Raw genomic sequence first — 21745 nt, forward strand, 5'->3', positions numbered from 1 at the left:
AACGGCCGACGATCATGGTCAAGGTTCTGATCGCCGACGATCAAGTGCTGATCCGCGCCGGGATCGCGGCGATCCTGCGGGCCGCGCCCGGCTACGAGGTGGTGGGCGAGGCCCGTGACGGAGACGAGGCCGTCAGCACGGCGGAACTGACCGAACCCGACGTGGTGCTGATGGACATACGCATGCCGGAGACGGACGGTATCGCCGCGACCCGCCGGATCCTCGGCTCGGGGCGGGAGAATCCGCCGCGCATCCTCATCTTGACCACGTTCGACCTCGACGAATACGTCTATAAGGCGTTGCGCGCGGGCGCGAGCGGCTTCGTGCTGAAGGACACCCCGCCCGAGCGGCTGCTCGCGGCGCTCAAGGCCGTCGCGGACGGCGACACGCTGTTCTCGCCGACCGTCACGCGCCGTCTCGTTCAGGCCTTCTGCGCTGCGGAGGACAGCGCCGGAGCCAACGGCATCGGCGGCGGGACCGACGCTCCGGCAGGCGCCACAGGCTGGTCACCGCTCCGCTCCCGCCCAGCGTCGGACGCCCGCTCGGCCGCCGGCCGAGCCGCCCTGGCCGCGCTCACCGCCCGGGAGACCGACGTCCTGCGCCTCGTGGCGGCCGGCCTGTCCAACGGTGAGATCGCCGCGCGCCTCGTGGTCAGCGAAGGCACGGTCAAGACTCATCTGAACCGCTCGATGGCCAAGCTGAACCTGTCCAGCCGCGCCCAAGTGGTCGTGCTCGCCTACGAATCCGGCCTCGTCGTTCCGGGCCGCCTTCAGCCATCCGCCGCGCCCGCCCGCGTCCCGGCCGGCGCGCCGCGCGATTCCTGACCCCCGTGCGCGGGCGCGTGAAGTTGGTTGCCGCCCCAGCCCACTTCACAGATGACGCGCATGTGCTCGTCGATCCGCCGCAACGAGGCGATGACGGTGCTGTGTTCTAAGACAGCGCCGTGCTCTGACTGATCAAATTCGTCTGGCGGTTGCCGGTAATGCGCGTCCGGTCGGCGGCCGATGAACCGGCGCGCGGCGACGACATTTCCCGTGACCGCGCCGAGCAGACCGGCCATAGCGGGCTCGGCGAATGCCCGCGGGCTCTGCTTCGCCTCCGCAGCGAGTACCGACAAGGGTTCGGCGCAGCCCTGGACGGCGTCGATCGCGTCGGCTGGATGCCCGACGCCTGCCCTGCGCAACCGATGTAGACGACGGTGCGCGGTGAACGTCGGGGCGACCTCCGCAAGCGCGGCGAGGCCTTGCTCGAACGAGCGCTGATACTCGGCGACGTCCCCGGGCGAGCGCCGAGCCGCCACGAGCGCATCCGTCAACGGAGCCAGGCAGTCCGCGATTCTGCGGCGTAGCACCGCTCGGCTCTTGACCGGCAGGACGAACCAGGCGACTGCGACCGAGAGCGCGCCACCGAGCACGATCTGCAGGAGGCGTTCGCCGATCAGCCCTACGTCGCTGTGGCCGAAATAACCCTGGAGCAGTGCCAGCACAGCGGTGACGCACCCGGCCCAATACGTATAGCTGAACGTCCGCAGCCAGTTGCCGAGGGTGATCAGGATCAAGATGGCCACGATCGCGATGCTGTCGCCCGGCGGGAAGAGGCCGGACAGCAACGTGGCCGCCACCGTGCCGACTGAGGCGCCGATGACACGCAGCACGCTCTTGTGCGCGACGTCGCCGCGTCCGCGGTTCCCGCTGTTGACGATGAAGGCCGTGATCACGATCCACGTCCAGTGGGTCGAGAAGAACGAGCGACCGATGACGAACGCGAGTGCGAGGGAGAGCACCATCTGGGCGGCCATCCGGTCGCTGACCGGAATCCGAGCGCCGGACTGGGCCGCCGCCCTCTTGGCTTCCGTCGGCGGCATAGGCAGGAGGCCCAGGCGGGTAACCGTTTCCTGCACGATCCAGACCCACAGGAACGCGATCACCGAAGCCACCGCGCTCCACAGCATCGCCCGGTCGACGGACGGTTGGGCGCCGGGAAGCACCGGGACCGGCGTCACCAGAACTGCCAAGAACGGCGTCGCGATCAGCGAGCCGATCCGCAATCCCCACGGTCCGAAGCGGCGCAGCCAGATGGACAGGCCGAGGCCGAGCGTGAACAGCGTGTCGGCGAGCGTCGGGTGCTGGAAGAAAAGCCGCCCGATCTCAGTGCAGGCGACGGCGATGAGCGGGAGCGTGATCAACGCGGCGAGGCGTTGCCGTGTGCCGTTGTGGCGCCGACTGCGGCCGAGGGTGAGTCCGAGGACCATCGCGAGCACGACGATCCCGGGTCCCGGCAGCGCGAAATGGTCGAGCAGCAGCCCCGATCCGAAGCAGAGCAGCAGGATGGCCGCCTGGACCGCAGCCAGCGTAATACTACGCGGTGCGTACGATCTCGAGCTCACAGAGCCAGATCCTTCCGCTTCAACGATTCAGGATGACGTAGCTTCGCTGAGAATAGTACGTGTTAGCGTAGGACTATGGCGACTGAAATTTCCGAAGCCGTGGTACAGGTGCGCCGTGGCGCGATCCGGCTGGCCCGACGACTGCGCATGGAGCGGCCGGCGGACGCCCTGAGCGGGACCAAGGTCGTCGTCCTCGCGCACATCCTGCACCGGGGCGCCGCCAGGCCCGGGGAGATCGCCGCTGCCGAACGTCTACAACCGCAGTCGCTGACACGGGTGATCGCCGAGCTCGAAGCCGAGCGGATGATCACCAGGTCAAGGGACGAACAGGACCGCAGGCAGTATGTCCTCGAACTCACCGAGGCAGGCGCCCGAGCGCTGGCAGAAGACATGGCGTCGCGCGACGAGTGGCTGGCACGCGCGATGGCCGATCTCACCGAGGCCGAGCGCCACGTCCTGTATCTCGCAGGCGAGCTGATGGACCGGATCGCAGGCTTCGACAAGGCGCCACGAGGCGACGGGTACTAGGGGCCGGGTTCCATCTCCTGGGCTTACCTGGGACGCGACGTCTGGACCTTCACAAATTCCGCAGGGCCTTGCTTCAGCGGTCGCGGCGGTCGCGGCGGCAAGCTTCGTTCAAGCCGCAGGTCATCGGGGGTTGCGCGTCCGCGGCAACGGCGCTGCGCCGCGATGGACAAATGTCTGCGATGAGGGTGCGAATACGGAAGTTCCTGGTCAAAGGCTACTCACAGAGCTCTGACAGAGGTCGTCCGCTTTAGCCGGAAGCAAAGGCGTGGCTGTTTAGTCGGTCCCGATGGCGCGGCACACGGGTTGCTCGAACATCTGCGCCAAGACGACGGGGTCGAGGCATCAGACACGCGTGTGTTCCCTGACCCCCGGCCACTGGAGTTTGAATGGCAATCTCTCTTCTCTCTCTGTTGACGACCTTCGGGGACACAGAGGCGATCGTCTTCAACGGCGAGCGGTGCAGTTATGCCCATCTGGTCTCGCGGGTGGACGACTGGAAAGCGTTCCTGCGCGCCAACGACGTGGCGGCCGGGCAGGTCGTCGTGCTCGAGGGCGCCAACAGCGTCGAGGCCGTCGCGGGCCTGCTCGCCCTGATCGACGCCAGCGTCATCGTCGTCCCGCTGACCGTCGTCCCCCCGGCCAAGCGGGCCGAGTTCCACGAGGTCGCGCAGGTCGAGGTGGTCATCGCGCTGGACGAGGGCGGCCGGACCTTTGAACGCACAGGGCGGACCGCCGACCACGAGCTGTACGGGCGGCTGCGCGCCGCGAACACCCCCGGGCTGGTCCTGTTCAGCTCCGGCACCACCGGCCGCAGCAAGGCCACGGTGCTGGACTTCGCCAAGGTCCTGGCCAAGTACGGGGAGCCGACGCGCCCCCTGCGCACGCTGGCCTTCCTCAACCTGGACCACATCGGCGGCATCAATACCCTGTTCCACACGCTCAGCCAGGGCGGCGCGCTGATCACCATCCCGGAGCGGACCCCGGCGACGGTGTGCGAGGCCATCGCCGAGTACCGCGTCGAGGTGCTGCCGACCACGCCGACCTTCCTCAACATGCTGCTCATCTCGGGCGCGTATGAGCGGTACGACATCTCGTCGCTGACGCTCATCACCTACGGGACCGAGCCGATGCCGGAGCGCACGCTCAAGCGGCTCAAGGCGGCGCTGCCGGACATCCGTTTCAAGCAGACCTACGGGCTGTCCGAGCTGGGCATCATGCCGACCAAGTCGAAGAGCGACGACACCCTCTGGGTCAAGCTCGGCGGCGCAGGCTTCGAATACCGGATCGTCGACAACGTCCTGTGGATCCGCTCCGAGATGGCCATGCTCGGCTACCTCAACGCCCCCGCCCCCTTCGACGACGAGGGCTACTTCAACACCCAGGATGCGGTCGAGGTGGACGGCGAGTACGTCAGGATCCTGGGCCGCAAGTCGGAGATCATCAACGTCGGCGGGGAGAAGGTCTACCCCAGCGAGGTCGAGAACGTCCTGCTGGAGATCCCGAACATCGCCGAGGCGACCGTCTCCGGCAAGGCCAGCCACGTCACCGGCATGGTGGTCAAGGCCACGGTCAAGCTGATCGAGCCGGCGGACGCGCGCACCGTGCGCCGCCAGGTCCAGGAGCACTGCGCCAAGCGGCTCGAGCCGTTCAAGGTCCCGGCGCTGGTCGTGATCTCCGAGGACGACCAGCACTCCGACCGGTTCAAGAAGATCAGGAGCGGAGTATGACCGCGGCGGCAGCAGCAGCGTCGGCGCTTGAGGCGGAGGCCGCGCAGCCGGACGCCACCCTCGAGCCTCAAGCGCTGCCGGTCGCGGTGGTCAGCGGCGGCAGCCGTGGCCTCGGCCGGGTTCTAGTCGAGCGGCTGCTGGCCGAGGACTGGCGGGTGGCCACGTTCAGCCGCAAGGAGAACGACTTCATCCTCGCGACGACGGAGCAGTACCCTGACGCCTTCTTCTGGGCCCCCGCGGATCTGGGCGACCCGCGGGCGATGCAGGAGTTCGGCAAGGCGGTAGGGCGCCGCTTCGGCCGGTGCGACCTGCTGGTCAACAACGCCGGCGTGCTGCACCAGGGCCTGTTCCTGACCACCGGCAACGACCGGATCGAGACGCTGATCGCCAACAACCTGACCGCCCCGATCCAGCTCACCCAGGCCTGCGCCAAGCTCATGGTCCGGGCTGGCGGCGGGAGCATCGTCAACGTCTCGTCGATCAACGCCATCCGCGGTTTCCGCGGCGTGGCGGTCTACGCCGCCGCCAAGGCCGGCCTGGACGGATTCAGCCGCAGCCTGGCCCGTGAGCTGGGCGCCTTCAACATCAGGGTGAACTCGGTGATCCCAGGCTACTTCGACAGCGACATGACCGCCGGGGTCACCGACGTCAACCGGGAGAAGATCCAGCGCCGCACGCCGCTCGGGCGGCTGGGCACGGCGCAGGAAGTCGCCAACTCCATCCTCTTCCTCGCCTCGCCGGATGCGAAGTTCGTCACCGGCCAGGCGTTCGTCATCGACGGAGGCATCACATGCTAAAGAGCAGGAACGTCCGTGAAGTGATTGAGCAGGAGCTGCGCGAGCTGCTGGTGGACGCGGACGTGATCAGCGAATCGGACGCGATCGACGACGAGCTGTTCCAGAACGACGTGAACTCGATGATGCTCGCCCGGCTGCTGATCCAGCTGGAGGCCGAGCTCGGTGTCGACCCGTTCGAGGAGCAGTCCGACGTCGCCGACATCCGCACGATCACCGACCTGGTGCGCGTCTACGAGCAGGCATTGGCCGGCACCGCAGTCGGCGCGGGAGCGTAGATGTCGACCCGCCAGCAACTGACTGTCAATTCCCTGAACAAACAACAGTCTATCGACTCCATAGACGACTACCTCGGCCCCAGCGAGACCCGGTTCTTCTCCCGCGGTTATCAGCGCGCTGCTTACCGCGTGGAAGGGCTGGCCGCCGACGCCGTGGACGCGCCGCAGACCGGCGTGCGCGGCACGGTGGACGTCAGCTACCCGGCGGACTGGTCCAAGAAGAAGCAGGGCACCGACCTGCGCCCGCACCTGAGCACCATCGACGCGCTCGTGCTGGGCGTCCAGCTCGCCGAACTGCACCTCGCGCATGCCTACGGCCTCGGTCCGGACGACCTGAGCGCGGCCCGGCTGCGCAAGGTGGTCCTGCGCGCGGGCTCCGAGCCGCAGGAAGACCTCGTCGGCATCCCGCTGGCTGCGCGCCTGAAGAGCCCTGCCGACGAGCCGGGCCCCGACGGCCTGTACCGGTCGCAGTACGAGTGCACGGTCGGGACGCTGCGGGTGCGCTGTGAGATCGACCACCCAATCGTGCACCGCGCCTACCACGACGCCGAGTTCGACTCCTTCGACGCCGTGCTCGGTCCGGGCGCCTCCCGCTTCTACGGTGACGGCTTCCGGCTGCGGCGCCACTCCATCCAGGACATCGCGCTGGATCTTGACGCGCTGGTCGCCGAGGCCGCGGTCCGCTTCACCACGGTGCCCGGCAGCCCGGTACCGGCCGAGGGCATCGGCGGCGCGCGGCAGCCCGCCGTGTCCCTGGTGGACTGCTTCGTGGTCAACCTCCAACTCGCCCAGGTACTGATGTACGAGCTCGACGGTCTGAGCCGGGCCAACAGCAACACCCTGTGGATGATGCAGACCGCGATGACCGCGCCGGCCGAGCCGGACCTGCTCGTCCTCGACGACGAGGACGCGCCGCTGCGCACCCGCACCGCGATCACCGCGAAGCACCTGCTCACCGTGCGCGGGGGCATCTGGCGCAACGTCGACCTGCAGGCCTCGCTCGCCGGGATCGACATGCGCTGCTCGTTCGCACACGAACTGCCCCCGGAGATCGCCGCCACCGCGGCCTGACCCTCCGCCCCGAACCGCACGCGAAGACAGGAGACCCGAACCGTGCGAATCTCGATCTCTGGCACCTACTCGGCGGGGAAGACCTCGACCGCTATCGCGCTGTCCTACTACACCGGCATCCCGCGCTCGCCCGCCAAGACGATCCGCGAGATCATGCCGGACGCGGTGCCCGGCAAGGCGCTGAACGAGGTGACCCCGGCCGAGTACATCCAGCTGGCAGTGCGCCGGCACGTCGGGCGCGCGGTCAGCGAGGCGCTGCTCGGCGAAAACTTCATCGCCGACGGCTCCTCGCTGCAGGAGTGGACCTACGCCGCGGCCCGGGTCCAGTTCGGCATGGACCCGGGGACCACGGACGGCGGCCCGGGCCAGGGCGACCCGGCCGAGATGGCGTTCTTCGGCGCCGTCGCCGCCCAGCTCGGCCACTACTTTAAGCAGCACGTCGTCGAGTCCTTCGACGCGTTCGTGCATCTGCGCCGCGAGTTCGGCCTCTCCTCGGACGGCCACCGGCCGATGAGCGAGCAGTTCCGCACCGCCTGCGACGACATGCTGCTGGACGCTCTCCACGAGCTGCAGATCCCTTACTTCGAGGTCTCCGGCAGCACGCAGGAGCGGCTGGAGAAGATCGTCGAGCACTTCGGCCTGCCGACGGTGCGGCCGGTGGAGGAGGCGCTCGAGCTGGCGGCGGCCGACTACGCCAAGATCGACTGGCGCCTGGAGAAGGAGCGCACTGCCCAGGCGGCAAGGGCTGTCGCAGTGGCCTAAAGCACAGCTAAAGGCTGTCGCGAGGGCGGCCGCCAGCGGGAATAACAAACAGCAAGCGAACCGCGCAACGAAGGGACTGGACACGATGGTGCCCAACTCCGGCGGAGTCCCGGCCGCCGCCACCGAACAGCAGGCGTCCGCGCTCGCGTCGCCCCCTGCGCCCCCCGCCCCGGAGCCGTACGACAAGCGCTGGCTGATGCTGCCGGTCCTGCTGGCGGCGATGTTCATGGCCCAGTTCGACCTCTACGTCGTCAACGTCGCCGCCCCCTCCCTGGAGCGCGACCTGCACGCCGGACCGGCCGCGCTCGAGCTCATCGTGGCCGGATACGCCTTCACCTATGCCAGCGGCCTGATCACCGGCGGCCGGCTTGGCGACCTGTTCAGCTTCCGCAACCTGTTCATCTACGGCACGGCCGCGTTCACCGTCGCCTCGCTGCTGTGCGGCATCGCGCAGACCCCCGGCGAACTGGTCGCGGCCCGGCTGCTGCAGGGCCTGACCGGAGCGGCGATGGTGCCGCAGGTGCTGGCCACGATCACCGCCACCTTCCCCGCCGCGGAGCGGGCCAAGGCGCTGTCCTGGTTCGGCGTCACAGTCGGCGTCGGCGCGGTCGCCGGGCAGGTGCTCGGCGGCGCGCTGCTACAGGGCAACGTGTTCGGCCTCGGCTGGCGGGTCATCTTCCTGGTCAACATCCCGATCGGGATCATCGCGCTGGCGCTCGCCTGGCGGCTGATGCCGCGCACCCGCTCGGCCGCGCACCCCAAGCTCGACCCGATCGGCGCGGCCGGCATCTCCGGCAGCCTCGCGCTGCTGCTGATCCCGCTGGTGGTCGGCCGCACCGAGCACTGGCCGGTGTGGACCTGGGTCTGCCTGGCCGCCAGCCTTCCGGTCATGGCGCTGGCGCTGTTCTGGGAGCGCGCCGTGGCGCAGCGCGGCGGCCAGCCGCTGCTGGACCTGAAGCTGTTCGAGGACGGCGTGTTCACCCGCGGCCTGATCGTCGGCATCGGGACCTTCGCGGCGTTCTTCAGCTTCATGTTCTGCCTGACCCTCCTGCTCCAGTCGGGCCTCGGCTTGACCCCGCTGGAGGCCGGGTTCACCTTCACCCCGCTGGGTGTGGCGTTCTCCGCCGCGTCGATCACGGCGCAGCGGATCACCGCCCGGCACGGCGCCCGCGTCATCACCACCGGCACCACACTCGCGGCACTCGGCGTGATCGCGCTACTGATCGACCTGCACGTGTCCGGCGCGAGCATCAGCGCGCCGCGCCTGATCGGACCCATGATCCTGATCGGCATGGGCAACGGCCTGGCCGTGCCCGCGCTGGTCGGCGCGGTGCTCGCCGGGGTCAAGCCGCAGCAGGCCGGCGCCGCGGCGGGCGTGCTGACCACCAGCCAGCAGTTCGCCAGCGCGGCCGGCGTCGCGGCGCTCGGCTCGGTCTTCTTCACCGCGCTCGGCACCGGCCACGGCGCGGCCTCCTACGGCTCGGCCCTGATCTGGGTGGCCTCGATCGACCTGGCCCTGACGGTGCTGGCGGCCGGACTCAGCCTCCTGCTGCCCCGTCCGGCGCGGGCCAAAGCCGCGGCCTGACAACGGCCGGGTGGCCGCCCCGCCGGGCGGCCACCCCGCCGCACCAATGACCTGATTCACCCGGAAGGAGGGGGCGCACGATGACCGTCGTCCCGTCGGGCACCACGCCCGAGGCGCGCAAGGCGCGCATCGCCCTGCTGTTCGAGTCGATCATCACCAAGGGCGAGCTCGACCTGGCCGACGAACTCTTCCACGAGGACTTCGACTGGCCGCAGTTCAACCTGCGCGGCCCCGAGGGGGTGCGCACCTGGGTGCGCGCCTTCCGCACCGCGTTCCCGGACATCAGCGACCTGGTCCAGGAGCAGGTGGCCGAGGGCGACGTGGTGGTCACCCGGGTGGAGTGCGTCGGCACCCAGCTCGGCCCGTTCCGCGGGCTGCCGCCGACCGGGAAAAAGGTCACGTTCACCGCGATCGGCATCGACCGATTCCGCGGCGAGAAGGTGATCGAGCGGCAGGCCCAGTTCGACATCGTCGACCTGATGCGCAAGCTCGGGCACACCCGGCTCGACGTGCCCGCGGTCAACGAGCCCTGATGCGCCCGGCACCGTTCCGCTACAGCCGACCGGAGACGGTCGGCGAGGCGGCGGCCGCGCTGCGTGAGTACGGCGGCGCGGCTCGCTGTCTGGCCGGCGGGCAGAGTCTGCTGGCCTTGATGAACCGCCGGGCGGTACGGCCGGACGTGCTCGTCGACCTGCACCGCCTGTCCGTACTGCGGCACGTGACCCGCGACGGCCGGGCCCTGCGCATCGGCGCGCTGGCCCGGCACGTCGACCTGGAGCGGCTGCGTGACCCCGCAGTCGTCGGCGGGTACGGCGTGCTGCCCGAGGCGGCGTCGCTGATCGGACGGCTGCCGGTGCGCACCATGGGCACCTTCGGCGGGAGCCTGGCACACGCGGACCCGAGCGCCGAGTGGTGCCTGCTCGCGGTGCTGCTGGACGCCGAGATCGCGGTCCTCGACGCGGACGGCGGCCGGGTGGTCGCCGCGCAGGACTTCTTCGCCGGCGCGCATCGCACGGTGCTGCGTCCGGACGAACTGGTGATCGAGGCGCGGCTGCCCGCGCCCGCGCCGACCGCCGCCCTCGTCGAATTCGCCGAGCAGCCGGGACACCTGCCGCTGGTCGCGGTCGCGGCGGCGGTGGAACGCGGACCGGACGGGCGGATCGCCTCGGCCCGGGTGGCCGCGGGCGGCGTCGCGGACCGGCCGGTGCGCCTGCGGGGAGCTGAGACGGCGCTGCTCGGGGAGATCCCGGACGAGAAGCTGCTCGCCCGCGTCGGCGCGGTCGCGGTCGCCGGGCTCGAGCCGCCGGGCGACGTGCGCGCGGACGGGGCGTATCGCAGGGAACTGGCCGCAGCGCTGACGGTACGCGCGGTGCGCGCTTCGCTGAGCCGAGGAGAGTGACGGGGGATGGCTGTGCCGACCAATACCGCGCCGACAAACACAGTGCCGCCCAGCACAGCGTCGATCGATGACGAGGTAGTTGATGGAGGGCCGCTCGGTGCGGTCTCCTCGGCCACGATCGAGGCGGACGTCCGGCTGACGGTCAACGGGACCACACACAGGCTGACCGTGGAAGCCCGACGCAACCTGGTTGACGTCCTGCGCCGCGACCTGGGCCTGAATGGCACGCAGGTCGGCTGTGACACCGGCGCCTGCGGGTCGTGCACGGTACTGATGGGCGGAGAGCCGGTGCGCTCGTGCCTGGTCTTGGCCGCGCAGGCGGACGGCGCGTCGATCGAGACCGTCGAATCGCTGGCCCCGGACGGCATTCTGGGGCCGCTGCAAGAGGCCTTCCGCGAGAAGTTTGCCCTGCAGTGCGGATTCTGCACGGCCGGTTTCCTGATGCTGGGCACCGCACTGCTGCGGCAGGAACCTGACGCGGACCGCGACCGTATCAGGGAGTGGGTATCGGCGAACCTGTGCCGGTGCACCGGATACAGCACCATCATCGACGCGATCGAGGCGGCCGCCCAAGCGGGGCACCGACTGCCGCTGGACACCACGCCGCGCGAAGAAGCGTCCGAGATCGGGGCGGAGCGGTCGGCTTGAGCGTCATCGGCAAGGACGTCCCCCGGCTCGAAGACGAGCGGCTGCTGCGCGGCCGCGGCCGCTTCCACGACGCCGTGATCCGGCCGGGGCAGCTGTGGATGCGCGTGGTCCGCTCCCCGGTCGCCCACGCCAAGATCCGCGCGATCGACACGTCCGCGGCCTCCCGGCTGCCCGGCGTCGTCGAGGTCATCACCGCGCGGGACTTCAACCCGATGCCGCGCATCCCCGTGCGCCAGCCCTCGCCGGGCATCGACTTCACCCCCTACCTCCAGCCAGTGCTCGCGACCGGCTTCATCCGCTACGTCGGCGAGCCGGTCGCCGCCGTCTTGGCCGAGGACCCATACCTGGCCGAGGACGCAGCCGAACTGGTGCGCCTGGATCTGGAGGAACTGCCCGTCGCGCTGGACGCCCGCGCTGCGGCCGATCTGCGGCCGGAGTGCTGGGGCGGTGCTCCGAACGACGTCGGCGTCATCGACGCCGGATACGGCGACGTGGACGAGGTCTTCGCCGCCGCCCCGCACATCGTCACCGCGCACCTGCGCATCGGGCGGCACAGCGGCACCCCGCTCGAACCGCGCGGCCTGGTCGCCGAATACGACGACAGCACCGAACGGATGACGATCTGGGGCGCCGTCAAGGTCCCGTACTTCAACCGCCGGGTGATCTCGTCCATGCTCGGCTTCGCCGAGCACCGCATCCACATGCTCGAGACGGACGCCGGCGGCAGCTTCGGAATACGCGGTGAGCTGTACCCCGAAGACGTCCTCGTCCCGTTCCTGTGCCTGCGCACCGGCCGCCCGGTCAAGTGGACTGAGGACCGGATCGAGCACATGGTCGCCGCCAACCACGCGCGCGAGCAGGAACACGAGATCGAGCTGGCCTTCGACGCGGACTACCGGCTGCTCGGCCTGCGCGACGAGGCGTGGCTCGACACCGGCGGCTACGTGCGCACCCACGGCGCCGTGGTGGCCACACTCGGCGCCGCGATGATCTCAGGGCCCTACCGGCTGCCTGCGTGCCGCTGCCGGATCCACATCGTCACCACCAACAAGACCGGGGTCGGCACCTACCGGGCGCCCGGGCGGTTCCAGCACAACTTCGTGCGCGAACACGCCCTCGACGTCGCGGCGCGCCGGTTCGGTGTCGATCCGGTGGAGCTGCGCTGCAGGAACCTGCTCGACGCGGCCGAGCTTCCGCATCGCAGGCCCATGAGCATCTTCAACGCGCCGATGCTGCTCGACGGCTCCGACCACCTCGGGCACTTCGACAAATCGCGCGCTGCCATCGGCTACGTGGACTGGCGGCGCGAGGCGCAGCAGGCGCGAGCCGCCGGGCGCCTGGTCGGGGCCGGCTGTGCGGCGATCCTGGAGAAGGCAGGGCTCGGACACGACAACGCCGTCGTCGACGTCGGCGTGACCGGCGCGGTGCGCGTCGCGATGGGCGGGGCGACCAGCGGCCAGGGCATCGAGACCGTGATGGCGCAGATCGTCGCGGACGAGTTCGACGTCCCGGTGGAGTCGGTGAAGGTCGTGCTCTCCGACACCGACATCCTCGCCGACGGGGCCGGCACGTTCGCCAGCCGCTCCACCGTCGTCGGCGGCACCGCGGTGAAGATGGCGGCCGAGAAGGTGCTGGCGAAGGCGCGGCGCGCGGCAGCCGACCTGCTCGGCGTCGCCGAAGAAGAGCTGGTGGTCGACAAGGGCGCACTCGCGGTGGCCGGGCAGCCGGACCGGCGGGTGCCGTTCGGCCAGATCGCCGCGGTCTGCTTCACCCCGCGGCAGGTGCGCAACGACGAGGAGCCGGGCCTGATCGGGCGCTCCACATACCTCGCGGACGTGATGACGTATCCGTACGGCGCGCACTACGTACAGGCGGAGGTCGACCGGGGCACCGGCGGAGTCAAGATCCTGCGTTACGCCGTCAGCTACGAGATCGGGCGCGCGGTGCACCCGGCCATGGTGCGCGGACAGCTCGTCGGTGGCGCGGTTCAGGGCATCGGCGGGGCGCTGCTCGAGGAGTTCCGCTACGACGAGTCCGGGGTGCCGCTCTCGACAACCCTCGACGAATACCTGTGGCCGCGGGCGATCGACGTACCCGACATCCAAGTCGAGCTATATGAGGACTCGCCTTCGCCGGGCAACCCGCTGGGCGTCCGGGGCGCGGGGGAGGGCGGCGTGGCAGGGGCCGGTGCGGCCATCGCGAACGCCGTCTTCGACGCGCTCCAGCTGACCGGCGACGTCGGAGCGCTGCCCCTGCATTCCCAGCGCGTCCTCGCCCTGATCAAGGAACGCGACAAGATGCAGTAGCCATCCACGCACATCACAGACCCCGTACTTCCCTCCACCCACCGGCCCTTAGCCCCCGCCTACCCCGAAACCGTCGAACACGCACCGAGGAGGTCCCGTATGCACGACATCGCAGAACGATTGCAGTCCTGGCACGCGGACCGCCGTCCGTTCGCCGTGGCCAGCGTGGTCGGGGTGACCGGCAGCGCGCCGCGCGGCCCTGGTGCCGCCATGGCGGTGGACGTGGCCGGCGAGGCGGTCGGCTCGCTGTCAGGAGGCTGCGTCGAGGGGGCGGTGTACGAGCTCTGCCGGGAGGCGATCGCGAGCGGAAAGCCGGTGCTCGAGAGTTTCGGCTTCCTCGGCGACGACGCGCTCGCGGTCGGCCTGACCTGCGGCGGCGCCCTGGACGTATTCATTCAGCCGGTGCAGACGGACGCAGACCCCGCGATCGGCACGGCGATCGCGTGCATCACGTCGGGAACTCCGGTCGCGCTCGTCCGCGCGATCGCCGGGCCGACAGCGCTGCTCGGCACGTCGATCGCGGTCACCGCCGACGACCACATCGGCGGTAGCGACGCACTACTCCCAACGCGCGTACGTGGCCTGGTCGCCGAAGCACGGGCGATGCTCGACGCGGGACGCACCGGCACTCTCGCTCTCGACAGCGAGGTTTGCGCGCCGTCAGCCCCCACCGAAAGCAAGAGGATCGGCGAGGCCGAAGAATCTGTCGCAACCTTCTTCATCGAGTCCTACACCCCGGCGCCCCGCATGCTCGTCTTCGGGGCGATCGACTTCGCCTCCGCCGTCGTGCGGATCGGCAAGTTCCTCGGCTACCACGTCACCCTGTGCGACGCCCGAGCAGTGTTCGCGACCCGGCGCCGCTTCCCGGAGGCGGACGACGTAGTGGTGCAGTGGCCGCACCGCTACCTGGACTCGCAGCTGGACCGCATCGACGGCCGCACCGTCCTGTGCGTACTCACCCACGACGCAAAGTTCGACATCCCGCTGCTCGAGCGTGCACTGCGGTTGCCGGTCGCCTACGTCGGCGCCATGGGCTCGCGCCGCACTCGCCGCGACCGCGACGCCGCACTGCGCGGTCTCGGCCTTACCGACGCCGAACTGGCACGGCTGCACTCGCCGATCGGCCTGGACCTCGGCGCGCGCACACCGGAGGAGACAGCGATCGCCGTCGCGGCCGAGATTGTCGCGCTTCGGCGCGGCGGCGGCTGTCGGCCGTTGTCCTCACACCAGGGGCCCATCCACCACGAGCCGTCAGTGCTGAGCCGAGCAGTCATCCGCGTACCCGCAGCAAGGTCCGTGCCCGCGCCGGAACCGGAGCCAGTGCCATGACGATCCGTGAGCTGCGCCGAGACCGCGTGTCCGACGAGCGCGAACTCCCGCCCGAGCTGACGTTCGTGTTTATCCATCACGCCGGCGGGTCCGCGTCGGCGTACCTGCCCTTCGTCCGGCACCTGCCCGCGCGCTGGCGGGTGATCGGACTCGAACTGCCCGCCCGGTTCCCCTTCGTCAAGCAGGCCGCGTGCCGCAGCATGACCGAGGCGGTGGACTGGATGATGAACGCGGTGTGGGAGGAGGTGGCCGGACCGTTCGCGGTGTTCGGGCACAGCATGGGCGCGCTCGTGGCGTACGAACTGGTGCGTGAGCTGGAAGAGCGCGGCCGCCCGCCGGTCTGGCTCGGCCTGTCCGCGAGCGCGGCTCCGCACCTGGCGGCGGGCCAGCGGCGCCATCACTGGCCGCACGAGCGGCTGCTGCGCTTCATGCGCCATCTCGGCGGGACGCCGGACGAGCTGTGGCGCCAGCCGCACGTCCTCGAGCGGCTGACCCACTGCCTGCGCAACGACCTCGCGATCGTGGACACCTACGAACACCGCGACGGGCCGCCACTGAACACGCCGATGTCGGTGTACTCAGGCACGGCCGATCCGGTGATCGGCGACGCGCTCATGCGGCCGTGGGTCGGCCACGCCAGCGAGCTGATCTCGCACCACACCTGGCCAGGCGGCCACTTCTACCTGTTCGAGCGCGTCGACGAGGTCTGCGCGCGCATCGTCGACGACGTCCACAGCGTTATGAGCCGGGAGCCCTCCGTCGCTTGAGAAAGCGCGTGCCCCCGCCCTAAAGGCTCCGATCACGCGCACATACATCCCGTCCCGCCTCCAGAGCATGCTTGACAAGGTCGGGCCGCGATGTGGACACGAGGTGATTCGCGCGGGCGGCCTGGTTTCGGGCGCCTGCGGCAGGCCGCGCTCTCGCGCGATGTACATTGGCGCCCTGATATGGATATCGAGGGGATACATGAAGGAGAAGCGCACCGATGACTGTCACGCAGATCGACCTGGACGATGACGAGCTGGAGCAGGCGATGCGCTATCTGGGTACCGCCACCAAGAAGGACACGGTGAACACCGCGTTGCGCGAGGTCAACGCGCGTCGGCGCCGCCTGGCCGCCCTGGAGCGGATGGCTGAGCGCTACGAGCGCGGCGAGTTCGACGCGGCCGTCGCGGCGTGGGAGCACCGCAAGGGCGCCGGGGCCGGGGCGCCCGCGCAGTGAGCGACGCCTACCTGATCGACACCGGCGCCGTGTGGCGGATCCTGCGCAACGAGGATGACCTGCGGCTTCGGTTGCTGCCGTTTCTGGCGGAGGGCCTGCTGCGCCACCGTATGCCCACCCGGCTTGAGGTGCTCTTCGGCGCGCGTAGCCCGGCGCACCGCACGGAACTGGAAGCCGATCTCGATGCGATGTTCCCGTCAGTGGGCATGCCCAAAGACCCGTGGCGGTGGGCCGAGCGCGCCCAGTACGAGCTGACCCGGCACTCCCAGCACCGCGGGCCCGGCGTGCTCGACCTGCTGGTGGCTGCGACCGCGGTCCACCACGACCTGACCGTCTTGCACGTGGACAACGACTTCCCGGCCCTCGCCCGCGTCCTGCCTGAACTGCGCGAGCGTGACGCGCGGGCCTGAACGCGATGAACCTCGGCGCGGCAGGCGCTGCGCACAACGCGCCGGCCACGCAAATGGCACCGGCCACGCCTCGCCCTCGCTGCCCCGCCTCGGCCTACGCGCAACCAATAGTTGCGCATTTCACTCCACCGCGCTACAGTCATGCGCAACCAAACGTTGCGAAAGGACAGTGGAGCGGCATGAACATCGAGTACGGCAGCATCGAACGGGAAGTCCGCATCGAGGCCACGCCCGAGGTCGTCTACGAGGTCATCAGCACGCCCCAACACCTGCGGGAGTGGTGGCCGGACGAGGCGGAGCTCGAGCCGGTGCCCGGCGGCGCCGGGGCCTTCACCTTCGGCGAGAGCTCGCCTGACCACGTCGCGCATCTGACGGTGGTGGACGCCGACCCGCCCCGGCGCTTCTCCTTCCGGTGGGTGTACGACGAGGGCGTGACCGCGGCGCCCGGCAACTCACTCCTGGTGTCCTTCGATCTGGTCCCTTCGGGTGCGGGCACGCTGCTGCGGATGACCGAGTCCGGGTTCCGGGAGAAGGGCTGGGAGGCGGCGGTGCTCGAGGAGCAGTACCGCGACCACGTCAACGGCTGGGACTACTTCCTGCCCCGCCTCGTCACGTATGTCGCCCGGCTGGTGTCCACCCCGTGAGCGTCTCCATAGACGACGAACTCTGGTCGGCGGTCGGCGACCCCATCCGGCGCCAGATGCTCGACCTGCTGCTGACCGACGGCAGCGGCACCGCGACGACGCTCAGCGAGCGGCTGCCGATCACGCGGCAGGCCGTCGCCAAACACCTCGGCGTTCTCGACCGGGTCGGCCTGGTCCACGTCACGCCGTCGGGACGCGAGCGCCTCTACGAGGTGGACGAGGCCCAACTCGCCCGCGCCGTCGCGCAGCTGTCGTCGGTCGGCGCGACCTGGGACGCCCGGCTGCGCCGCATCAAGCGCATCGCCGAAGCGATCCAGCGCGGCCAGCAGGGCTGAGCCCCAGAACCCCCGCCCGGGTACGGGCGCCTATCCAAATCCGAGAAAAGAAAGAGGCAATCGAAATGGTGGACATTCTGCACAGGATCGGCGCCACCGCGTCCCCGAGGACGTCTACGCGGCCCTGACCACGGTCGAGGGACTGGCGGGCTGGTGGACGCAGGACACGGAAGGTGACGGCGACGTCGGGGGAGTGCTGCGGTTTCGGTTCGGGCCCGCCGGCGGCTTCGACATCAAGGTCCTCGACGCCCAGCCCGGAAAACTTGTGCTCTGGCAGGTCGTCGATGGTCCCCAGGAGTGGGTCGGCACGCAGATCCGCTTCGACCTCAAGCAGGAGGACGACTTCACGGTCGTGCTGTTCCGGCACGAGGGCTGGAAGGAGCCGGTGGAGTTGGGCGAGCTTCCTGCTGAGCTTCAAGAAGCTGCTCGAAACCGGCAAGGGCGACCCCGCGCCGCAGGACGTCATGATCAGCAACTGGCACTAGCTCGAAGGCCTCGCTGTTCTCCCGGCAGACGGCCTCAGAAGGAGACAGACCCGGCACGGGGCGGGGTGGGCGTCCCGTGCACGCGGCGGGAGTGCTTGGCGAACGCGCGCGGCGCGATGCGGGGAACGAGGAAGCGGACCTGACGCGGCGCCTCGGCCAGGACACCGCGGACGACCTCCGGGTCCGCCTCGTACATCGCCATGCCGAAGCACAGCGGAAGCTCCTTCTTGGAGAACTGCGCCTGGCCGTGGGCACCGAGCCTGTTCCACTCGGCCGCGGTGACGTACTTCTCGGCGAGCGGCAGGATCCGCTCCTCCTCCAGCGCCATGTGGTCGGTGATCGCCGCGTTGAGGCTGCTACAGGCGGCGGCGAGCGGACCGCCCCGGCGCGCCGTCCCCCGCCACGGACCGATCAACGGGGTGATGATCGCGAGGGCGTCCTCGATGGCGGCGTGCTGGGCCCGCATCGTCGGCACGATGGCCTGGGCGTCCTCGCCGCCGCGGTCCAGCAGCAGCGGCCACAGCAGCACGTCCTCGCCGTCGTGGTGGATGTGCAGGAGCCGGCACATCAGGTCGATGTGGTAGCCGACGATCTCGCCGCGCCGCGTGTCGTTCTCGGGGACTTCCAGGATCAGCCCGGGGATGAGGCCGAACTCCCGCCGGAACACGGTGTGCACCATGTACATGTCCCGGACGTCCGCCATCGGCTCGCCTTGCGTGATCATCTGTGCCCTTTCGCCTCTCCGGCGCGTTTTCGTGGCGATTGTGTGCACGCCGTGCGGGGAATCGCATCTCGGCGGGGGTGCCGGACGTCGACGTGGTGGGCGAGCGCTCGTCCGGGGCACCACGATCGCAGCGCGCCGACGGCGACGTGGTGGGCGAGCGCCCGTCCGGGAACCACCCTTCCATGCGGGCCCGTACGGGTCTTCAGTGTCGCTACTGAAGTGGCCGTCCCGTGGTGCGCGTGCGTGCCCCGGGCTCGTTGACCTGGGCTCAGCCGGTGGCGCGGGGCGGGTCGGCCAGGGTGGCGGGCAGCTGGGCGCGCGAGGTGATGCCCAGCTTCGGGAAGGCGCGGTAGAGGTGTGACTCGACCGTCCGGTGGGACAGGTAGAGCCGCTGCCCGATCTCGCGGTTCGACATGCCTTCCGCGGCCATCTGCACGATCTGCAGCTCCTGCGCGGTCAGGACGTCCAGCGTGCCCGGGTCTCGCCAGCGGCTGGTCTCGCCCGCCGCGCGCAGCTCCTGCCGGGCCCGCTCGCTCCAGGGCGTCGCGCCGAGCGCGTCGAAGGCGTCCCGGGCGGTGCGCAGCGGACCGCGCGCCTCGGCCGTCCGGCGCTGCCGCCGCAGCCATTCGCCGAACGAGAGGTGCAGCCGGGCCTGGAAGAACGGCCAGCGCAACAGCTCCTCGTCGGCGAGCGCGTACTGGAACGCGGCCTCGGCGTGCGCGTCGTCGGCGAGCAGCGCCCGCGCGCAGCGCAGGTTGACGCGCAGGAACGGGGACGGGGTCAGCCCGGCCGCCTGCTCGGCCTTGCGCATCAGGGCCCTGGCTTCCTTCTTATGGTCGCTGTGCACCGCGGCCTCGGCCAGGTCGCCGATGTCCAAGGAGGCGAACAGGTCGTGGTGCGCCGGGTCGGCAGGCTCGAAGACCCGGTGCAGCTGCTCGTACGCCTCGGTGTGCCGACCGCGGCCGAGCGCCGACATGGCGCGCACATACTGCACCAGTGCCAGATTGAGCGCGGCACCGCGCGGGAGCGCGACGCTCTCGATCCGCGCGCACATCGCCTCCGCCACGTCGTGGTCGCCCCGCAGCGCCGCGAGCGCGGCGTGGGCCGTCCGCGTCAGCATCTGCGAGGCCGGCTGGTTCGTCTCGGCCGCCAGCCTCGCCCCCTCCTCGGCCGCCATCACCGCCTCCGGGTAGTCCCCGACGAGGATCGCGGCCCAGCACCGGGTGGTCTGCACCCGCGCCAGCACGCCGAGCCGGCCCTGCTCGCGCAGCCGGGCGGCCGCGGCCGCGCACAGCGTCGAGGCGAGATGGAAGGCGCCGGTGGTGCTCGCCGCGGAGGCCAGCAGATGCAGGAGTCCGGGGTCGTCCGGGGTGCTGATCGCGGACAGCCAGCCGAGTATCTCGGCGCCGCAGGCGACGGGGGCGGTGTTGGCCAGGATGTGCAGCCGCCGCGGGTCCTCGGGTGACACGCCGGTGCGATCGGTGGTCTCGACCAGCCGTCGCACGGTCTCGCCGGTCAGATCTCCGTAGCGGCACCGCGCCGCGGCGACGGACAGCAGGTCCAGCGCCAGGTCGAGCTCGCCGCTCGCGGCCATCGTCCCGGCGGTCTCCACGAGGGAGTCGACCGTGGAGGGGTTGCGCGCCGAGCCGGTACGGAAGGCGTCGCCGAGCCAGAGCGACCGCGCCCGTTCGACCGGGCCGAGCTCCAGCGCGTCCGCTTCGCGCAGCAGCCGGCGCACCTGCTCGCTGCGGCCGAGCTCGGTGGCGGCCTCGGCGGCGCGCAGCAGGAGGTCACCGCGCCGCGTCCCGCCCGTGGTCAGGGCGGCGGCACGCTCGTATCCGGTGGCGGCGGTGACCAGGTCCCCGCGTCGGACGGCGCGCTCGGCCGTCGCCTCGAGCTCGACGGCGACCTGCGGATTGCGGTCGACCGCGGCCGCCGCGCGGTGCCAGACGCGCCGGTCCGGGTCCTCGGCCAGCACCTCGGCCAGCGCCGCGTGCGCCGCGTGGCGTTCCGCGACGGTCGCCTTCTGGTACACCGCGGAGCGCACCAGCGGGTGGTGGAAGCGCACCGTCGGGCCCTCGACGTGGATCAGGCCCGCCTCGACCGCCGGGTCGAGGTCCGTCATCCGCGGGCACACCCCGGCCGCGGCCTCGGTCGCCCGCATGATCTCGGTCAGCACGCTGCTGTCGTCGGCCGCCGCCACCTGCAGCAGCACCCGGGTGACCGGGGGCAGTGCGGCGCAGCGGGCCGCGAACGCGCGCTCGAGCCGCTCGGTCAAGGGCAGGTGGCGCGGCAGCATCGTCTCGCCCTCGCGCACGCTGCCGCTCAGCGCCGCGGGCAGCTCGAGCAGGGCGAGCGGGTTGCCCTCCGCTTCGCGCAGCAGGCGTTCGCGCACGACGGGCGCCAGCTCGGGGAACCGGGCTTGCAGCAGGTCGCGGGCCGCTTCGTCGTCGAGCCGGTCGAGCGAGAGCTGGTCGACGCTGGTCGAGAGCTCCGGGCAGTCCAGATCGTCGCGGATCGAGCCGAGCACGACGACCGGATCCATGCCCACCCGCCGGGCCACGAACGCGAGCACGTCCGCTGAGGCGCGGTCCAGCCAGTGGGCGTCGTCGGCGATCAGCAGGAGGGGCGCTTCGGCGGCCGCGTCGGTCAGCAGCTCCAGGATCGCGAGCGCGACCAGGAACCGGTCCGGGGCGGCAGCCTCGTAGCTGTGGCCGAACACCGCCCGGAGCGCGGCGCGCTGGGCGGAGGGCAGGTCTTCGCTGAGGGGAAGCAGCGGTCGCAGCAACGCGTGCAGCGCGGCGAACGGCAGGTTCGCCTCCGCCTGCACCCCCGTCGTGGACAGCACGGTCATGCCGCGGTCCCGGGCCCGGTCCGCGGCCTCGGACAACAGCGCCGACTTGCCGACTCCGGCCGCGCCGTTCACCATCAACGCGCCGCCCCGTTCCGGCAGCCCGTCGAGCAGCTCCTCGATCCGCCGGCTCTCGTGATCCCGCCCGATCAGCGGCATCGTCGTCGACAACAGCCCCATGTTGCGCTCCCCATGGCCGCACCGCGGCTCAAGTGACCTGATCGGCCCACCTCCGGCCGCGCCGTCCGGAGACCCCCCGTC

General features: G+C 70.7%; 21 protein-coding genes and 1 pseudogene. 19 read left to right on the forward strand and 3 right to left on the reverse strand.

Going from position 1 to position 21745, the window contains the following annotated elements:
• Positions 1–14: 14 nt before the first annotated feature.
• Entirely contained in the window at positions 15–824 is an 810-nt protein-coding gene (locus VGZ32_RS23380) for a response regulator transcription factor (RefSeq protein ID WP_326888311.1), read from the forward strand.
• Here VGZ32_RS23380 and VGZ32_RS23385 read toward each other — a convergent pair.
• The gene (locus VGZ32_RS23385) at positions 770–2386 is read right to left on the reverse strand and encodes an FUSC family protein (protein ID WP_326888312.1); all 1617 of its coding nucleotides are present in this window, start codon (positions 2384–2386) and stop codon (positions 770–772) included. The genes VGZ32_RS23380 and VGZ32_RS23385 overlap by 55 nt on opposite strands.
• Positions 2387–2461: 75 nt before the next feature.
• On the opposite strand from VGZ32_RS23385, the gene VGZ32_RS23390 reads away from it, so the two are divergent.
• The 18 genes and pseudogenes from VGZ32_RS23390 (at position 2462) to VGZ32_RS28905 (ending at position 17909) form a co-directional block, all read left to right on the forward strand.
• Positions 2462–2914: a MarR family winged helix-turn-helix transcriptional regulator gene (locus VGZ32_RS23390; RefSeq protein WP_326888313.1), complete on the forward strand. Its 453-nt coding sequence runs from the start codon at positions 2462–2464 to the stop codon at positions 2912–2914.
• 386 nt (positions 2915–3300) lie between these two features.
• Positions 3301–4641 carry a long-chain fatty acid--CoA ligase gene (locus VGZ32_RS23395; RefSeq protein WP_326888314.1) on the forward strand — a complete coding sequence of 447 codons (1341 nt, stop codon included), beginning with the start codon at positions 3301–3303 and terminating at the stop codon, positions 4639–4641.
• On the forward strand, positions 4638–5438 hold the full coding sequence (locus VGZ32_RS23400) for an SDR family NAD(P)-dependent oxidoreductase (RefSeq protein ID WP_326888315.1): 801 nt from the start codon (positions 4638–4640) through the stop codon (positions 5436–5438). The genes VGZ32_RS23395 and VGZ32_RS23400 overlap by 4 nt, the downstream gene beginning before the upstream one ends.
• Positions 5439–5458: 20 nt before the next feature.
• The gene (locus tag VGZ32_RS23405) at positions 5459–5713 is read left to right on the forward strand and encodes a phosphopantetheine-binding protein (protein ID WP_326888316.1); all 255 of its coding nucleotides are present in this window, start codon (positions 5459–5461) and stop codon (positions 5711–5713) included.
• Positions 5714–6784 (forward strand): AvrD family protein, encoded by a 1071-nt coding sequence (locus tag VGZ32_RS23410; RefSeq protein ID WP_326888317.1) that lies wholly within the window; start codon positions 5714–5716, stop codon positions 6782–6784.
• 42 nt (positions 6785–6826) lie between these two features.
• Entirely contained in the window at positions 6827–7546 is a 720-nt protein-coding gene (locus VGZ32_RS23415) for an AAA family ATPase (protein WP_326888318.1), read from the forward strand.
• Positions 7547–7631: 85 nt separating this feature from the next.
• Positions 7632–9131, forward strand: a complete 1500-nt coding sequence (locus tag VGZ32_RS23420; RefSeq protein WP_326888319.1) for an MFS transporter — start codon at positions 7632–7634, stop codon at positions 9129–9131.
• 80 nt (positions 9132–9211) lie between these two features.
• The gene (locus VGZ32_RS23425; RefSeq protein ID WP_326888320.1) at positions 9212–9664 is read left to right on the forward strand and encodes an ester cyclase; all 453 of its coding nucleotides are present in this window, start codon (positions 9212–9214) and stop codon (positions 9662–9664) included.
• Positions 9664–10530: an FAD binding domain-containing protein gene (locus VGZ32_RS23430; protein WP_326888321.1), complete on the forward strand. Its 867-nt coding sequence runs from the start codon at positions 9664–9666 to the stop codon at positions 10528–10530. Before VGZ32_RS23425 ends, VGZ32_RS23430 begins: the two co-directional genes overlap by 1 nt.
• Positions 10531–10536: 6 nt before the next feature.
• Positions 10537–11178, forward strand: coding sequence for a (2Fe-2S)-binding protein (locus VGZ32_RS23435; RefSeq protein ID WP_326888322.1), 642 nt, complete (start codon positions 10537–10539; stop codon positions 11176–11178).
• Positions 11175–13484 (forward strand): xanthine dehydrogenase family protein molybdopterin-binding subunit, encoded by a 2310-nt coding sequence (locus VGZ32_RS23440; RefSeq protein ID WP_326888323.1) that lies wholly within the window; start codon positions 11175–11177, stop codon positions 13482–13484. The genes VGZ32_RS23435 and VGZ32_RS23440 overlap by 4 nt, the downstream gene beginning before the upstream one ends.
• Positions 13485–13583: 99 nt before the next feature.
• On the forward strand, positions 13584–14813 hold the full coding sequence (locus VGZ32_RS23445) for an XdhC family protein (protein WP_326888324.1): 1230 nt from the start codon (positions 13584–13586) through the stop codon (positions 14811–14813).
• Complete coding sequence (locus tag VGZ32_RS23450; protein ID WP_326888325.1) at positions 14810–15580, forward strand: thioesterase II family protein; 771 nt, start codon at positions 14810–14812, stop codon at positions 15578–15580. Before VGZ32_RS23445 ends, VGZ32_RS23450 begins: the two co-directional genes overlap by 4 nt.
• 218 nt (positions 15581–15798) lie before the next feature.
• Complete coding sequence (locus VGZ32_RS23455) at positions 15799–16035, forward strand: type II toxin-antitoxin system VapB family antitoxin (protein WP_326888326.1); 237 nt, start codon at positions 15799–15801, stop codon at positions 16033–16035.
• The gene (locus VGZ32_RS23460) at positions 16032–16445 is read left to right on the forward strand and encodes a PIN domain-containing protein (protein WP_326888327.1); all 414 of its coding nucleotides are present in this window, start codon (positions 16032–16034) and stop codon (positions 16443–16445) included. The genes VGZ32_RS23455 and VGZ32_RS23460 overlap by 4 nt, the downstream gene beginning before the upstream one ends.
• 185 nt (positions 16446–16630) lie before the next feature.
• On the forward strand, positions 16631–17089 hold the full coding sequence (locus VGZ32_RS23465) for an SRPBCC domain-containing protein (protein ID WP_349263721.1): 459 nt from the start codon (positions 16631–16633) through the stop codon (positions 17087–17089).
• The gene (locus tag VGZ32_RS23470) at positions 17086–17424 is read left to right on the forward strand and encodes a metalloregulator ArsR/SmtB family transcription factor (RefSeq protein WP_326888329.1); all 339 of its coding nucleotides are present in this window, start codon (positions 17086–17088) and stop codon (positions 17422–17424) included. The genes VGZ32_RS23465 and VGZ32_RS23470 overlap by 4 nt, the downstream gene beginning before the upstream one ends.
• Positions 17425–17489: 65 nt before the next feature.
• Positions 17490–17909, forward strand: a pseudogene (locus VGZ32_RS28905) (SRPBCC family protein).
• Between the two features lie 34 nt (positions 17910–17943).
• Here the strand turns inward: VGZ32_RS28905 and VGZ32_RS23475 are convergent.
• Complete coding sequence (locus VGZ32_RS23475) at positions 17944–18633, reverse strand: hemerythrin domain-containing protein (RefSeq protein WP_326888330.1); 690 nt, start codon at positions 18631–18633, stop codon at positions 17944–17946.
• A 268-nt stretch (positions 18634–18901) separates the two neighbouring features.
• Positions 18902–21664: an ATP-binding protein gene (locus tag VGZ32_RS23480; RefSeq protein WP_326888331.1), complete on the reverse strand. Its 2763-nt coding sequence runs from the start codon at positions 21662–21664 to the stop codon at positions 18902–18904.
• Positions 21665–21745: the final 81 nt, after the last annotated feature.

The organism is Actinocrinis sp. (assembly GCF_035938995.1).
Classification (GTDB): Bacteria; Actinomycetota; Actinomycetes; order Streptomycetales; family Catenulisporaceae; genus DASZGI01.